At 54.6% G+C, this 14,781-nt stretch carries 12 protein-coding genes and 1 tRNA gene; 2 read left to right on the top strand and 11 right to left on the bottom strand.

Going from position 1 to position 14,781, the window contains the following annotated elements; genetic code table 11:
* Nucleotides 1–753 (bottom strand): phospholipid-binding lipoprotein MlaA, encoded by a 753-nt coding sequence (gene mlaA, locus D5067_RS06940; protein ID WP_119937138.1) that lies wholly within the window; start codon nt 751–753, stop codon nt 1–3.
* A 315-nt stretch (nt 754–1,068) separates the two neighbouring features.
* Here mlaA and D5067_RS06935 point away from each other — a divergent pair, with 315 nt between their 5' ends.
* Nucleotides 1,069–1,989 carry a formate/nitrite transporter family protein gene (locus D5067_RS06935; protein WP_119937139.1) on the top strand — a complete coding sequence of 307 codons (921 nt, stop codon included), beginning with the start codon at nt 1,069–1,071 and terminating at the stop codon, nt 1,987–1,989.
* A 75-nt stretch (nt 1,990–2,064) separates the two neighbouring features.
* A tRNA-Arg gene (locus D5067_RS06930) sits at nt 2,065–2,139 on the top strand.
* A 114-nt stretch (nt 2,140–2,253) separates the two neighbouring features.
* On the opposite strand, the gene D5067_RS06925 is transcribed toward D5067_RS06930, so the two are convergent.
* The 10 genes from D5067_RS06925 to D5067_RS06885 form a co-directional block, all read right to left on the bottom strand.
* A complete protein-coding gene (locus tag D5067_RS06925) occupies nt 2,254–3,633 on the bottom strand; it encodes a VasL domain-containing protein (RefSeq protein WP_119937140.1) in 1,380 nt (459 codons plus the stop codon).
* Between the two features lie 46 nt (nt 3,634–3,679).
* Nucleotides 3,680–4,924, bottom strand: coding sequence for a GIY-YIG nuclease family protein (locus D5067_RS06920; RefSeq protein ID WP_119937141.1), 1,245 nt, complete (start codon nt 4,922–4,924; stop codon nt 3,680–3,682).
* 78 nt (nt 4,925–5,002) lie between these two features.
* Nucleotides 5,003–5,401, bottom strand: coding sequence for a YdcA family protein (locus D5067_RS24125; RefSeq protein WP_119937142.1), 399 nt, complete (start codon nt 5,399–5,401; stop codon nt 5,003–5,005).
* A gap of 121 nt (nt 5,402–5,522) precedes the next feature.
* Nucleotides 5,523–5,993 (bottom strand): hypothetical protein, encoded by a 471-nt coding sequence (locus D5067_RS06915; protein ID WP_119937143.1) that lies wholly within the window; start codon nt 5,991–5,993, stop codon nt 5,523–5,525.
* 14 nt (nt 5,994–6,007) lie between these two features.
* Nucleotides 6,008–6,463, bottom strand: a complete 456-nt coding sequence (gene tssE, locus D5067_RS06910) for a type VI secretion system baseplate subunit TssE (RefSeq protein ID WP_119937144.1) — start codon at nt 6,461–6,463, stop codon at nt 6,008–6,010.
* A complete protein-coding gene (tssJ, locus tag D5067_RS06905) occupies nt 6,463–7,008 on the bottom strand; it encodes a type VI secretion system lipoprotein TssJ (protein ID WP_119937145.1) in 546 nt (181 codons plus the stop codon). The genes tssE and tssJ overlap by 1 nt, the downstream gene beginning before the upstream one ends.
* The gene (tssG, locus tag D5067_RS06900; protein ID WP_119937146.1) at nt 6,986–8,071 is read right to left on the bottom strand and encodes a type VI secretion system baseplate subunit TssG; all 1,086 of its coding nucleotides are present in this window, start codon (nt 8,069–8,071) and stop codon (nt 6,986–6,988) included. The genes tssJ and tssG overlap by 23 nt, the downstream gene beginning before the upstream one ends.
* A complete protein-coding gene (gene tssF, locus D5067_RS06895) occupies nt 8,035–9,789 on the bottom strand; it encodes a type VI secretion system baseplate subunit TssF (RefSeq protein WP_119937147.1) in 1,755 nt (584 codons plus the stop codon). Before tssF ends, tssG begins: the two co-directional genes overlap by 37 nt.
* A gap of 35 nt (nt 9,790–9,824) precedes the next feature.
* A complete protein-coding gene (gene tssA / locus D5067_RS06890) occupies nt 9,825–11,420 on the bottom strand; it encodes a type VI secretion system protein TssA (protein ID WP_119937148.1) in 1,596 nt (531 codons plus the stop codon).
* Nucleotides 11,420–14,758, bottom strand: coding sequence for an ImcF-related family protein (locus D5067_RS06885; protein WP_374208589.1), 3,339 nt, complete (start codon nt 14,756–14,758; stop codon nt 11,420–11,422). The genes tssA and D5067_RS06885 overlap by 1 nt, the downstream gene beginning before the upstream one ends.
* Nucleotides 14,759–14,781: the final 23 nt, after the last annotated feature.

The raw sequence follows: 14,781 nt of genomic DNA, 5'->3' as shown, positions 1-14,781 counted from the left end.
TTATTCCGAATCGATATCCTGCAATTCGTTTTCGATGGCTTTCGCGTTCGGATTATCTTCCGGCTTCAGCTTGCCGCCGTTGGCGATGAAGTCATGGTTCTGGAAGTAAGCTTCACGCACCATGATGTACGGATCGGAAGACTGACGCAGCAGGCCGTCGGAATCGAGCAGCTGCGCGCGGGTTTCTATGCCTTCCACCGTCCATTTACCAATCGACAACGGCCAGGTCAGCCAGGAGAGCACCGGATACAGCGTATCCGCCATGTCGCCGCCATCATCACGTACGGTGAAACTGCCGTAGAACGGCAGGTGCACATACGGACCATAGCCCACGCCATAATGCCCCAGCGTGCTGCCGAAACGGTGCGGCTGTTCACGCTGCAGCTTCTGGTTAGCCATACCGGCCACATCTATGAAACCACCCATACCCAAAATGGTATTCAGGAAGAAGCGGGTAAAGTGCACCATCCCCTGATACGGGTCACCTTGCAGGAAGAAGTTCACCATCACCGCAGGCTCTTCCAGGTTACTGGTGAAGTTGCTTAGCCCATTACGCGCAGGTTGTGGAACATAGTCGCGCCATGCCACGGCTACCGGGCGAACCAGGTAGGGATCGAGCACGTTGTAGTTAAAGCTATACATTGAGCGGTTAAATCCTTCGAGAGGATCGGAGCGTCCCGTTTGCTCCCCAGAGCTGGCGCACCCCACAAGCATCGTTGTGCCCAGCGCAAGCGCCGACAGCCGAAGTTTCATCATTATCTCCCTGTTCAGTATGGCTATCGTTGATTGCCATCCGTAACGAAGCGTCTGGCGCTCCGTCTGAAAACGTGCAAGTGATTGTAACAGCACGTTTCCCGATGTCTATGAGCACAATTACGGGCGGTAACCACCGTCACTCTGATCTCAGCATAGCCTGGCTTTTGGAATTCGTTTCGCCGGCAATTTTATAATGTCTTTGAATGAGATGTATCACCTTTGTTGCCATTACTTTCAATTTAAGAGCATCCCCACGGGGATTCCAGTAAAAGCCGCTACGCTTAAATGCGGGCCCCTCACTCTGGAGATGTTATGAAGGAAATTAATGAAGAAAAAATTGGTGAAGAAAGAGAGATTGAAAGTGAGGAAAAAGACCGTGGGGAGGAGATAGAGGTTGATGAGGATCGCCTCCCCTCGCGGGCAATGGCGATTCACGAGCACATCCGTCAGGATGGCGAAAAAGAGATGGAACGCGACGCCATGGCGTTATTCTGGTCGGCCATCGCGGCCGGGCTGTCAATGGGCGCATCGCTGCTGGCCAAAGGGATATTTCATGTCCAGCTTGAGGGCATACCGGGGGGCTTTTTGCTGGAGAATCTCGGCTACACCTTTGGCTTCATTATCGTCATCATGGCGCGCCAGCAGCTGTTTACTGAAAACACCGTTACCGCCGTGCTGCCCGTAATGCAAAACCCTACCCTCGGTAACTTCGGTTTACTGATGCGGCTCTGGAGCGTGGTGCTGCTGGGGAATATCGTCGGAACCGGCGTCGCGGCGTGGGCTTTCGAGTATATGCCAATTTTTGACGAACCCACGCGGGATGCCTTCGTCAAAATCGGTATGGACGTAATGAAAAACACGCCGTTAGAAATGTTCTCAAATGCAATCATTTCCGGGTGGATCATCGCCACTATGGTCTGGATGTTCCCTTCCGCAGGCAGCGCAAAAATTGTGGTGATTATCCTGATGACCTGGCTCATCGCGCTTGCTGATACCACCCACATTGTGGTCGGGAGCGTTGAAATACTGTATCTGGTTTTCAACGGCACGCTGCACTGGAGCGATTTTATCTGGCCGTTCGCACTGCCAACGCTGGCAGGCAACATCTGCGGCGGAACCTTTATTTTTTCCCTGTTAAGCCATGCGCAAATCCGTAACGACATGTCTAACAAGCGTAAAGCAGAGCTAAAGGCGCAGGACGATAATGCTAAAGCGGTAAAAAAATCAGCCTGAATGGTGACTCTTTGAGCAGTCAGGCGGCGATGAGCTTAACGCAAAGTGTAAATAACGCTATACTCGTGCCGCTTCGTCCCCTTAGTTAAATGGATATAACGAGCCCCTCCTAAGGGCTAGTTGCAGGTTCGATTCCTGCAGGGGACACCATTTCACCTCTCCTCACGTCTACCGAACTCACTACTCCCCCTGACAATCAGCAATTAACCCTTTATTCTGGCTATGCGACGTCTCTGCTGCAATTCAGCCAGCACGCAGTGAAGCCTATTGGCCCGCAGTCACCGTTGAGTAGCTCGTGATAAGCTGCTTCAGATGCTGCTCTGTCTGGATTTTTTGCGCTGACGGGACCACTCCTGAGTTTTCCCTAATGCTCATCTGCCGCAGCTGTTCTTCAACTGGCACGGTTTTATTGAATGCCTGGATAGCAGCAAAGACCTGTGATTTCAGTTCGCTGACGGTAATATACTTACCTTTCTGCCCATCCAGGGTATTGAGCTGTGTCGTCAGCTCCTGCAGTTTCAGCATTCCCTCATGCCAGCCATTCATTGCATCAGCAGGTAGCGCTGAGGCACTTATCTGTCGCTGCCACTGTTGTATTAGAGGCTTAGCCTGTTCCGGCCACAGCGCCTGAGCCTGTTCTGTAAGTTTTCTGGCGTAAGTGATGTTCCAGTCAGGAGGGTATTTATCCAGTCGGGCAAGCTGCTGTTGTGTTTGACCAATAAGATCGTTCGGCAACGGAGCTTGCTGACGTAGCATATCCAGCTGTTCAGGGACGAGAGGTGCAGGTAAAGGAGCCAGTGAGGCTGCAAGCTGAGACTGTAGCGGGTCGGGTCGGTGAAGATAATGCCAGCTCCACGCTGCAGCAGCGCTTATTATCAGCATGGTACACATCCCGGCGCTGAAAGATTTCCACTTTTTGACCGGAGTGGGCATTGCCGCCAGTACTTCCACATTCAAATTGTGTTCGGGCTGCGCAACATACACCCACTTCGCGGCACCGTCAGGCTTACCTTCAGGCGGACTATCAGCAAGGTCCGCCTTGACTGCTGCCGCATCATTCATCACGGAAGAAGGCAACACTATACCAGGCTGACTGTTTGGCCCCGAGCTGGTTACGCCATCACTGTTTTCCAGCCGGACAGCACTGTTATGCATCAGGGTTCGCAACGTATCAAGCTGGCTCAGATGCTTAAGCTCCAGACGCTGCAAAACTTCCCCCAGACCGGTAAGCAGCTTCTCCGCCCGGTATAACTGGCTGAGGTCGCTGTAATTCAGAGGGAGCGAGCGCATCCGCTGTTGCAAACGTTGGCTCAGGCTGCTGAGGATTTCCATTCGGGCATGGACAGGCTGCGGCCACAGCGCCCCCCACTGATGGCTTATCAGCGCCTCGAGTATCGCCAGCCCTTCATTGAGCCCGAATAAGCCGGCCAGTTGCGTACGCGCAAGCGTGTACCAGGCTGCCGTCTGCAGCTCCACTCCGTTCTGCTCAAACAGTGAGAGGCAAAGCTTCTCGACATACCGCCAGTTTACGTCCGGACGCGCCGGATGTTTCAGCTTACTTAGCTCATCGCGCAGGGAGGCATAATCCGGTAACGCCCTTGGGTCACCGCCTGTTTTAATTTTACATGGGGTAATGTCATTCATGACCAGTTGTCCATTTGACGTATAAGGAGCTATTGAAAGTCATTGCTTATGCGGCTTCGCTTTCTGCATATTCGAGATTCTGCAGATACTGTAGCGCCACCGGGTCAGCGATATATTCAACCTGCCCATGATGACGCTCAACCTCATCGATAATTTTACTGAGTTCAACCCGGAAAAACTCCTTACGCAGATTAACCCGGTTAATCCGGTAGCTTTCCAGATGGTCATGCAGTGTCTTTTCAAGCGCAGGAGCATCATCGCAGGAAATCATGGCGTGGACGTCAAAATCAAACGGCACGGCTGCCCCGCTCAGTTCTTTTACACGCTCCATAGGCTCCAGCCGTCGGGTCATACCGATTTTGAAGACGTTTTCACCGAAGGAACCGATATTCGAAATCACATACACGTGTCCCTGTTTCGTGAGCTGGGCCATAGATTTGGCGCGCTCATACTGTTGATGCACATCCTGGATTTTGTGCTCCAGCTCCAGGCGCTGTCGTTCCAGCTCTTCCCTGTGAGCCCCCTCAGCGGCGAACAGGGCTTCTTCCAGTAAACGCTGCTGCTCAGCAAGGCGTTGTTCCTCTTCTTCCGCTTCGCGCTGCTGCTGCTCCAGTTCGTCCTGTCGCTGTTTTTCTTCCCGCATCTGACGCTTGAGCTCAGCCTGATATTCTTTTTCTTCCTGCGCTTTTTCCAGCATGGCGACCTTATCCAGAAACTGCTGCTTTACGCCTTCCCAGTCGGCATTATCTTCAAGTTCCAGAAAGGTGATTCTCTCGCTTATAGCAGCATAAGCGTCTCTCTCTTTTCTGAGCTGGTCGTACTTACTTTGCCAGTTATTCACCGTGGTGCCAGAAAGCAGGGTTTTGACTTTGAATTTATACGCAGAGTCCACAATACGCTGCATTGCCCGGGAGGCTTTATTTCTGGCATTGTGAAAGTTATCCCACTGGCCGGAAAGCTGTTTCTTTTCCTGATACAGGCCACGAGCCACTTCAGTACTTACAGTTTCTTCAAAGGCTTTCTCTTTCTGTGCCTGGTCCGACATGGCTTGTTCAAGCTCCGCAGCTTTCTTCCGGAAGCCCCGGTAAATGAAAAACCGGATTATTAACGCAACGGCTATCAGTAAGCCAAAGAACAAACCGATGACACCTGCCGGATTCGACACCGTTTCAATAAATCGCTCATTAAGATTAATTAATGCTCTTACCGCGACATAAATACCCCAGGCAATGACACCAATAATAATCAGAATAATACCCGTAGCATTGTCATCTTTTTTTCTTCGTGCCATGTTTTACTTCTTTCCTTTCTTATGTTTATCCAGACAATTTAATCTGAATAATGGGAATAGAATCTTTTCCATAGCAAATCAATACTGATTCCCTGAGCAAATTGGTAAATGAGTGTATCCGGGCTTGTTGGCCATATAGAGAGGAGCGCATGTGGGCTGTCGGGGTTGGGTACTGACCGGTTCGTCGTTTTGTGCAACACTTTGCGGCTCCTGTTTTTTTGCAGTTGTCACTTTTTCCGGCTTAGCTTTGCGAGTGGAAGTGGACTGTTTTACCGGATTGCTGGCTGCTGAGGAACCATACCCGGAACAGAATCGTTTCGACTGACTCAGACTCCCGTCATTACAGACAAAGCGGCCATCCGATGTGCAGTGCGCTATACCGCCTTTTGAACCTGAGCAGGGCTGCCTTCCACGCGCAGCATCGGCTTGTGCCGTAAACAGTATCCCTGAGACCAGAAAAAAGATTAACTTTCTCATTTCCATATCCTTGATTTATTTCGTTATTTTGTGAATCTGTTCTCCGTCAGCCATTAACTGTTTCGCCAGGTAATTATGCAATGACAGACAGGCAAACAAACTATTACTCATTCCGGCTCTGCTATGGAAGCAGCGCCAGAATCAAACCAAAAAATGTGCTCTCATCAAAACCCTGCCCGGAGGGGGATAAAGCACCAGGCGGAACAAAGGTCCAGTTGTTCACCGTGCCTGACCGCATAAATAATCGCCCCAGTGGCGTCACGAGCCCTCCATTATGGAAGGTCGCCTCCACGCACCCGGTTACACCCTGACCATAAAGGAATGCCGGCACAAATTTTACAGATCGGTCGTCGATACGCAGAACGAGGGAGACAATATCAAATTTCCCCCCCTCAACCAGCAGGTCCGTAACGGGTGTATTGAGCGTCTCGACATTCAGTCCGGTACTCACCAGCCACGCGTCCATCTGCTCCTGAAGCTGTGCCATTCGCAGGCGAAACTCTGCAATATCGGCCTGACTCTTACTGACAGATGAAACCGGAGCAGACTGTCTGGTCTGCAATTTTTCGAGAAACTGTGATTTTACTGACATGGTGTTAACTGGCCTTACAGACGGGTTGTGGTGTCAAGATAGTGCTGTTGTTTAAAATGCCGCAGGAGAACACGTCCCTCGGGCATAAACTCTGTTCCGTAACGCACGAGGCCAATGCCCTTAAGCTCGGCATCAATGGCGTAACGCAGTTCACCGGGAACGTTCTGCTCCAGCAGGACAACGGTTATTTTTTTCAGACGTGGCTCATATTTGAGCAGAACAGCCGAAAGGGTGCCCATCAGCTCATGGGCGGTACCCGGCATGCCCTGCAGGATTTTTGTCATATCTGGTAGCCCAAAATCCGGCAGGTGTGCCAGCGTGCCGGCGCGGCAGTTGAGGATGCGCTGCATGTTATCGAGTACTGATAAAATCACCTGATTCTTCTCGCTGACCTGGCTAAGGCTCAGCCCGCCGGTGAAATTGCCGCTCAGCATTTCATAAAGCGATGGCGTATTGTGTCCCTGTGGCATCAGTCATCCTTCAGTGGCTGTAACGTCAGATGGTTGTTACCGGCCTCCAGAATGCGCGGCTTATCCGGATCAAGCTCTTCGCGCCCTATCACCAGCTTCCAGGTGTTGTTAACCATATCCGGGTGACGGAACAGACCCACCACCGCCACAAACTGTGCATCAGCTTCCATCGGCATATTCAGGCTCGCATCACCGCCCGGCTTAACCACCACATCACGGCTTGCCAGCATGTCAGCTTTCAAAATGGTCTCCCCATCTTTCAGCAACTGCTGGTAGACCGTTTTGTCGAAGATTTTGCGGTCTTTCAGCTGGTAGACACGGATAATCACCGGCTCAGACAGCGAATTACTCTCGCGAGAATCGGTGTTAAGCGCTTCACGGGCGGTGAAATCCAGGTGCAGCACCTTAATTTTTTTGTAGAACACGGCGTTAAATGCTGATTTGCTGCCATCGGTGATGCTCTGCGTCACTCCGCAGCCTGCCAGGCTGAACGCCAGCAGGGGTAACAGCCAGCGCGTTGTTTTAGTTAAATTTGTACTTAACACGTCGGTTTCCTTGTTGTGGTGTCGCGGGCTCCAGCCCGGTGTAGTAACCCAATTCGGTCGTAAAAGTGTGTGGAATATCCTCCGGGAGCTCTTCGTCTTCTGCGCCCAGCACGCCGTTCATGCCGAGCCAGAAGGGACCTTCACCGAGCGGTGGAGCGACCAGCAGCCGGGTGCGGGTGGTCAGGGTAATTTTGGCCTTGAATCGCCAGCCGAGGTACACCCGCAGCATCACCAGGAAGTCCTGGTACAGCAGACCATCCGGCTTCCAGCCCTGTGACTCCTGCTCGTTATCGGTGGTAAGCGCAATCAGCAGCTGGCTGCTGGCATCCATCGCCTCGTCACCCAGCGGCGTGTTGCCGTCCAGCAGAAAATCCTCATTGGCGTAAAAACCTAGTGGCTGACTGATTTCCACCGACCGCAGGCAATACGGACTCACCTGTACGGTGGTATCCGGTGCCAGCAGGCTCAACAGCGCCTGCATCCCCTCCTGGGTTTTTCCCGGCTGGCGAAGTACGCCAAGCAGCGCCAGAAAGCGCGACACCGGCGTAGCAATATGGTTTGCCGTGCCGGGAATACCTAGCCCTACCAGGCCAAGCAGCGACTGCGAAATGCTATCGGTGCCGCCGGGCTCGAATGTGGCCGGATAAGAGTATTTTCGCCAGATGCGGTAAAACTGCGTCAGGATGCGGTGGCTGAAGATATCGAGGAAACCCTGCATCGCTTCATGACCTTCCCGGCGCTGGGTGATGTCGTCGAGATAGGCGGTCGGCAGCGGCGAATCCACGCCATACATCCCCATAAAGGTGGTGCGTACCACCGGTGGCTTGCCGTCATCCTCTTCGTCATACTCCACCGCTTTCAGCTCGCTCGCCGGGAAACCCATTCCGGGGTGCGGCGCAAAGCGCACCGGGTCGTCAGAAGGATGGTTAGTTGAGCCCATCAGCGGCTTGCCCGGGTTCTGTTTCTCCAGCAGCTGGCAGAAACGGTAAAAATTAATCCGGTTAAGATCGGCCTCCAGCCGTGGGGTCAGCCGGGAATGCGGCGGTTGTGCTTCTCTTCCCATTCCAGGCGCTCTCCGGTCGGTTGCAGGATGATAATCAGGCGGTTAAACAGATAGATATCGGTATACAGCGCGAAGAAGCGGCTAAGCATCTCACCAAACAGACAGATGTCACCGCGTCCGGCAAAGCCGTGGCTGTCCAGCGTCACTTCAATCTGCACGCCGCGCACCAGGTAGCCCTGCTCGAAACGCTCGGTTTCACTGTGCTTCACGTCAATAATCGCTTCCAGTCGGCGGCGGTTCATCTCGCTGTCGGTCCATTCGTACAGCGCCAGGGTGCCACGCAGCACGTCGGCGTTATCCATCATTGACAGGAAACCGCTACCGAGGTGGCTCAGAACACGCCAGTGGAAACGATCCTGCGCCGGTGGATAACAGGGAAGCGTCGGCGCACACAGGTTACGCACGGCGATGCTGGCCGAGGTGGTTTTCATCACCGTATCGAGCACAGTGCTCTGCAGCGCGCGGCGCGGCAGCTGGCCGTTGGTACCGGTGAGCGTCAGAGACAGGCTTTCGTCTTCCGGAACGGTATGATTATCAAAGGCTTCGCCGCCAAGGATAAGCCATGTGTTATGCAGGCCCGACGGGCCGCGGCGCACGCGGGTGTGGTAGTAATATTCCGGAGCTTCATGACGCATCATTCCGCCTTTGTGGCGGAAGCTCGAAAACGGAACGTAGGTATGCTGGCTCGATGACACCACCGAATCCACCGTGTAGATCTCGGTATGACCATCCTGCACGCGCATCGGGCGCAGCATGTATTCAGTCTGCAGGGAATTGAGCGTCAGCGGGTCGGATTCCAGCGGGAACAGGTTAATCACCGGCACACAGTTCAGGCGCAGATGCTTTTCAGTAAAGCTGAAGTCATGCTCCCAGCGCTCCGCCAGCACAACGTCTATTTCAAACCAGGGTAGCTCAGCCGGAAAGACCACCGTTTCCAGGCCACGCAGGCCCGTGAACATGAACTTCTCGCGGAAGGTGAAATACTCCAGCAGCAGCTGATAGCCGCTAAAGCTGCTGCTTCCCTTCGGCCACAGGTCGTCGTCGTCGCCAAAACCCAGCGCGGTGAAATACCCGTCGAGTGGTCTTCTGTCAATGTCACCCGGCATCCGCAACCAGAGGCGCGCCGTGTTCATGGTAAAGGCTTCATGCATGGCGCAGGCTAGCGGTGCGTCTGCGTTGAAGTAGAACGGGAGCTGGCTGAGATCGATACGGCTCCAGTCGGCGAGATGGCTGCAGTTAAAGCGCAGACTGATGACCGAACGCCCTTCAGGGTCAGTCGACAGGCGGGCGTGCTCCAGCGACAACGGCTGAAGGGCAATCTCTTGAGTGGTGGTGTACCGGCAACGCGTGCCTTTCTCACCGATCGGCCGCGAGTTCACCTCAAAGCCTTTGACGATGCGCATCTGTTCTTTCATCTCACGCCAGTCAGGGGTGAACTCCACCACAGACATTGACGGAATGGTGCGCAGGTAATGCGGCCACAGCAGGCTGACCAGCCCTTCGGTCAGTTCAGGCAGATCGTCATCAAGCTTCTCACGCAGCCGGCCCATCAGGAAGGCAAAGCCCTCGAACAGCCGCTCCACGTAAGGGTCGCGCGCCCCCGCTTTATCGAGATTGAGCATTGCCGCCTGCTCAGGGTGAGCGCGGGCAAACTCTTCACCGGCTTCCAGCAGATAGCGCATTTCAGCGTCGTAATAACGCAGGGTTAAGTCATCCATAAGAACCTGATTATTGTTGTTTTAGGGTGGGGGCATTATTCGCACAGTACCGCGCTGCTTGCCGGGTCGAGCGCAATCAGACCGGACAGAAGCAGGGTCATCTCCGGCTGGAGTCGTGATTTATCGGTTTCACTACGTGCAGCCTTCATGCGCAGCAGCCTGAGGCGGCGTGATTTCACTTCAAACAGCAGTGCCGGTGTCCACTGCGTGAGCGTGATTGACTGTGCTGCACTATCAAGATCGCCCAACAGATGCAGCGCCAGTTCATTCTTGCCCTTTTGCTCGGCCACGCGGGCCATCAGCAGGCGCAGCAGCCACTTGTCTTTCGTGGCGTCCATGCCCGGACGAGTTTGCAGCCAGTGAAGCGCGGCATCCAGACCATCGGTGTCTGCCCTCTCCAGTGCTTCCGGTTCGAGCGCGAGAACGTCGTTCTCAGCCAGGCTGACGGCGCCGACCGGCTCATCCTGCCAGCCGGGCATGTCGTCCAGTACGCTTTGATTAATCCAGTTTAGCGTGACCTCATCGGCAAACGGCGTACCGTCATTAAAAGCCAGGGTTTCCAGCCCCGTCAGGCGACGCAGCAGCCCTTTCAGGTCTGCAGTGATGATATCGGCCAGCACATCCTGCCCCGACTTCACCAGGGCCTGATGGATATACCACTGTAAATCCAGCCAGAGGTGGTTGGCTCCCCGTGAGAAGGTGCTGTCCGCCTGCTCCAGTATCTCCAGCCAGCTCTGCTGCAGATACAGGCGTTTGAGCATCGCTCGCTGATCGCCCCGAGGGGGCTCGATGCGCGTTTTTCCTTCGGCATCCGGCGCCGGAATGGCATTCAGCGTGTCGTGGCGCAGGCTTTTCATCAGCCGATGTGCGGGCAGCCAGCCATTGGGCTGCTCTCGCAGATACCCTGTGAGGATACGCGCCTGAGACAACAAATCCTGGCCGGAGGTAATACGGCTCAGGGCCGGTGCGTCATACTCTGTCGTGTACGATGGGGGCTGTGGCTTATTACCCGCGTTCTGCGGTACAACGGCATCTACGCCACCGGCCTTCATCAGGCGGGATTCCAGCGCACTGTACAAGGTGTTCAGTTCCGGCCGCGAGACTTCCAGCTCTGTCTCCAGACTGTCGAGGATCAGCAGCAGCGCACCGGCAGTGCGTAGTGCATCGTCGCGCACGACTTCCGGCCAGAGTGACAGACTGTCAAGAACACGAGAGCCTGCAAGCCACTCCAGCGCCGGTTTACGGCTCCGCTCACGCTGTGGATGAAGTTGCGCTCCGTAGCGCTGCAGCATTCCCGCCAGTAGTTCAAGCCCTTCAGCAAAGCCTGCTTCTCCATCCTGGTGCAGGCGCGCCCAGCAGTAATAGGTAGCAATCCTGATATCTTTGGCAGTGTTGGTCAGCAGTTTTTCGGCAAGCGTGCAAATCAGCACGGTATCAATACCAGAAAGTTTATTGACCTCTTCCCGGATACGCTGGAAATCATCGTCATATCCAGGGTCTTCACCTGTCGGGCTGGCATCGCTGATCGGGACAAACCAGGACCGCCAGTTTTCTATACGGGCCTGTGCCTGCTGTCGTAATTGAGTTTCATCCGCCTGACAGGCGGCAACCAGATTAATCAAAGTGCTCATTACTCGATTCCGTCCATATCACTGCTTCCTGTGTTGGCCATCAGCGCCTGAGCCGCTGCCGCGCTGTCGACGCTGAATATCTGTTCCGGCAACGTAAAGCCACGCAGTGCCAGTAACGCCAGAGGACCGCTGCCCAGCTGTGAGCGCAGTACCCACTGCAGGGTGCGCCCGTCCGGCGCGGTGAAGTTCATCATCCACTGGCTGCGGTCAAGCTGCTGACGCTTGCCCTGATCCAGCCAGCGGATAAAGCCCCAGGTCCCGCTGTAGTCCCCGAACAGGCGGGCCCCGGCATTAACCGTGGTCCAGGTCAGCATGGTCCCCGGCTTAAAGGTATCACCGGGCCAGCGGAAGCTCTGCCAGTCGGCCATCTGGTTAAAGTAGTGCAGCTGTTGCCCGTCAATCTTCAGCTGTGTTTCCACTACCTGCGGTACGGGACGCGCCTGCAGTTCAAAGCTGATTCCCTGGGTGCCATCGGTAAATAGAATGTCCGATAGCTGGCTCAGCTGATTGATGGCGCGAAGGAAGGCAGGGTTAAATGTCAGGCCCTGGCTGTTGACCTTATCCGGCACCCACTGGCTGCCCTCTTTATGCAGTACGCCGCTGAGCTCGCTCGCCAGGAAACGCTCAATACGCCCGCTGTCCTTGCGAACAAACTCAGCCAGCATTGGCAAGGAAGCATCACTTTTGCTGACTGCAAACGGGAAACGTCCGTCAAATGCCGTGTGCCAGTTAGCTACCACCGAGCGGCTCCATTTGTCATTTAGGCTCGCCGCCGAAGGCTGGAGCACGGTCTCCCAGGCCTGGGTCAAAGGCTGGACAAACATCGTGCTGCCAAAGCCACTCCACTCTTCACCGAGGCTTGCCGAAATCAGACTGCCGTACTGCTGGGTGTCGGTCAGGTCCACGCTTTTTCCCTGGAATACGGTCTGCGCCAGGGTCTGCATCATTTCCTGCGGATCAGAGGCGTTGGCTACCTGCTGCAGGCGCAGACGCACGCGGGTGATGCGGGTCAGATACGTTTGCAGGCTCAGCGAGCTGTCAGCCGACATGACGTTGCTGCCTGTGTTTTTGCCCAGAAGCTGAAGCAACGGGCCAAAGGTATCATCCAGCGGCCCCTGCGGGCCTGAAGCAGACTGGTCAATAACGGGCTTATCTTTTCCACCCACCAGGTCTTTAGCCGATTTGATGATGGAATCCGAAAGACCTTCGCTTTGCTGGCCGGTCTGCCCCTGCCAGGCGATGGTATTCATCAGTGCAATCAATGGGGACTGGCGTATATCACTCATCAGCGTCAGCTGATCGGTAACATCCGCAATATTGTTTGCTGGGTTAAGCCGAAGGCTGTTGAGGAAGCTCAGCCAGCTGCCGGCAAAGTCGGTAAAATAACGCTCTGTCAGACGCGCTTTAAGTGCTTCCGGCGCCAGGTCAGCGGATACAGCCTTATGGGAATCACTTAGCACCCAGTCGATTTCATCCCGGCGGGAGTTAGCAGCCTTATCAATGGCCTGCTGAACGCCCCCTTCCCATGCCTGGCGGGTGAACATGCCCGGCACCACTTCATCTGTGGTGAACAGACGGCGGGCATCAGTACCACTAGTCATGTCTTCCAGAGACACATCGGCAAAGTTACGGCGCACGGATTTGAGCATGTTTTCATACAGCGTGCTTTCTGCGTTTCGGCGGCCTATCTGCTGCAACAGCACCTGACGGCTCTGGCTGACCAGCTGCGCATCCGGCACGATTTTCCACTGTGGCTGCGCTGGCAGTTCAGATATATAGAAAGCCCACAAATCCGGTGACAGGCTTTGCCACAGGCCGGCTGAGATACCCACTCGCGTCGGCTGCACGGTTCTCATGGTCTGCGCGTAAAACGCGCCGTCGGCTTTATCCGGACGGGCCATCATCAGCCAGGCTTTCAGCTGGTCATAGCCCGATTTCGCCAGCTGCGCGCGCCGATCGCTATTTGGCTCTGAGTTTGCCAGGGCGATGAGCTTCTGCGTCAGGGCGGTATTTGCCGGGTCGCGTATCAGGCGGTTGTTCGCCACGCCGTACCATGGCAGGATCGCCTCAAGCAGCTGCTGGCTATGGTCCAGGCCAAAGCGTTGATACCAGGGCGCGCCGTTCTGAATACGGTGCTGCAGGCGGCCGGCGTCATTACGCAAGGTATGCAGGGCCATAAGCTGGTAATCCGATACCGAAGGGTGCTCCACCAGGGCATGAGCCTGCTCAGATACGGAGACTATCTGCGACCGGTTAAGCGCAAACGACAGCAGCGTCCCTGCCCCCCAGACACAGATAATGGTCATCAGCGTCCAGGCGAGGGTCTGTTCCCATGCCATACCCACGCGACGACCACGGACACGGGTACAGTCGTCAACGATTCCTTGCCAGGTCTGCGGCAGAGTCAGGGCATGGCGCTGTAATTCAGGGGCGCTGGCTGCGTCCTCTGACGCATCAACGGCTTCGTTCTTTGGCAGGCTGAACATCAGACCACGCAGCGGAACGCGCTGCTGGGAGGTGTACAGCCAGGGCACCAGCTTCTGCGCCCAGCGGGCGATCCCCCCGTCTTTAAGGTGCTGACTTAGGCGCAGCAGGAAGTCGTGGCTGTTATTTTCAGCGATCTGGCACATCCCCTGCGTTTGCAGGGACGGCAGCATCAGCTTAAGCTGCTTGATAATATCGTCTTTTTTTGCGCGCACTGGGAAGCTTGCTCCAACCGCCTGCTCGGGGCGTTTTACCTGCGACCAGCTGCTGTCGCACAGCTGCCACAGCCAGACCGGAGCAGAATAGCGCAGAAGCTCGCTGATTTTTTCCAGGCCGCGTAGATCGTTGTCGCTGATTTGCGGGGTCAGGTACTGACCTGCGCTCATTACACGAATAATTCCATCTATCGGACGCCTGCGTCGCAATTTACGCAATGTGGAGTATTTCCCAGCTTCAAAATCCGAAGAGAGGGTCCCGCCGTAAATCAATACGGTGCTGTGGCCTTCTAACCACTGACTGCGCTGTAAACCAGGAATCAGTTGCTCAATAGCATCCTCTTCACCAGTAACCAGCAAAAGACGAACTTTTTTTCGCCAAAAAGTACCATAGCGACGGTATAAATGAGCTCTTATAGGCTCCTTCTTAATGGATTTTTTAAGGTTGTTCAGAAAATTAGTCGCGCCGCCCGTGTTGCCATTATTATTCTGAAAGAGTGACTCTCTTTTGTGAAACCACACACCAAAATTTACTAAGATCAGGAATATAGAAAATAAAAACATGCATAAGAACCAAAGGTTCACTTTTTCTTTAATAGTAATCCAACCTAAGAAAGCTCCATAGTAGTAACATACCATAAAAGCCAGCATGCCAAATATAA

Source organism: Enterobacter huaxiensis, assembly GCF_003594935.2.
In the GTDB taxonomy this organism is placed as follows: domain Bacteria; phylum Pseudomonadota; class Gammaproteobacteria; order Enterobacterales; family Enterobacteriaceae; genus Enterobacter; species Enterobacter huaxiensis.
The sequence above is the reverse complement of the archived record's forward strand: the minus strand, read 5'-3'. Positions and strand labels throughout refer to the sequence as shown.

What these genes read in the sequence shown, in the direction of transcription:
- D5067_RS24125 (WP_119937142.1), bottom strand. Translation starts at nt 5,401, where the DNA reads ATGAGAAAGTTAATCTTTTTTCTGGTCTCAGGGATACTGTTTACGGCA.
- tssA (WP_119937148.1), bottom strand. Translation starts at nt 11,420, where the DNA reads ATGAGCACTTTGATTAATCTGGTTGCCGCCTGTCAGGCGGATGAAACT.
- tssF (WP_119937147.1), bottom strand. Translation starts at nt 9,789, where the DNA reads ATGGATGACTTAACCCTGCGTTATTACGACGCTGAAATGCGCTATCTG.
- D5067_RS06925 (WP_119937140.1), bottom strand. Translation starts at nt 3,633, where the DNA reads ATGAATGACATTACCCCATGTAAAATTAAAACAGGCGGTGACCCAAGG.
- D5067_RS06935 (WP_119937139.1), top strand. Translation starts at nt 1,069, where the DNA reads ATGAAGGAAATTAATGAAGAAAAAATTGGTGAAGAAAGAGAGATTGAA.
- D5067_RS06915 (WP_119937143.1), bottom strand. Translation starts at nt 5,993, where the DNA reads ATGTCAGTAAAATCACAGTTTCTCGAAAAATTGCAGACCAGACAGTCT.
- D5067_RS06885 (WP_374208589.1), bottom strand. Translation starts at nt 14,758, where the DNA reads ATGGTATGTTACTACTATGGAGCTTTCTTAGGTTGGATTACTATTAAA.
- tssG (WP_119937146.1), bottom strand. Translation starts at nt 8,071, where the DNA reads ATGGGAAGAGAAGCACAACCGCCGCATTCCCGGCTGACCCCACGGCTG.
- D5067_RS06920 (WP_119937141.1), bottom strand. Translation starts at nt 4,924, where the DNA reads ATGGCACGAAGAAAAAAAGATGACAATGCTACGGGTATTATTCTGATT.
- mlaA (WP_119937138.1), bottom strand. Translation starts at nt 753, where the DNA reads ATGAAACTTCGGCTGTCGGCGCTTGCGCTGGGCACAACGATGCTTGTG.
- tssE (WP_119937144.1), bottom strand. Translation starts at nt 6,463, where the DNA reads ATGCCACAGGGACACAATACGCCATCGCTTTATGAAATGCTGAGCGGC.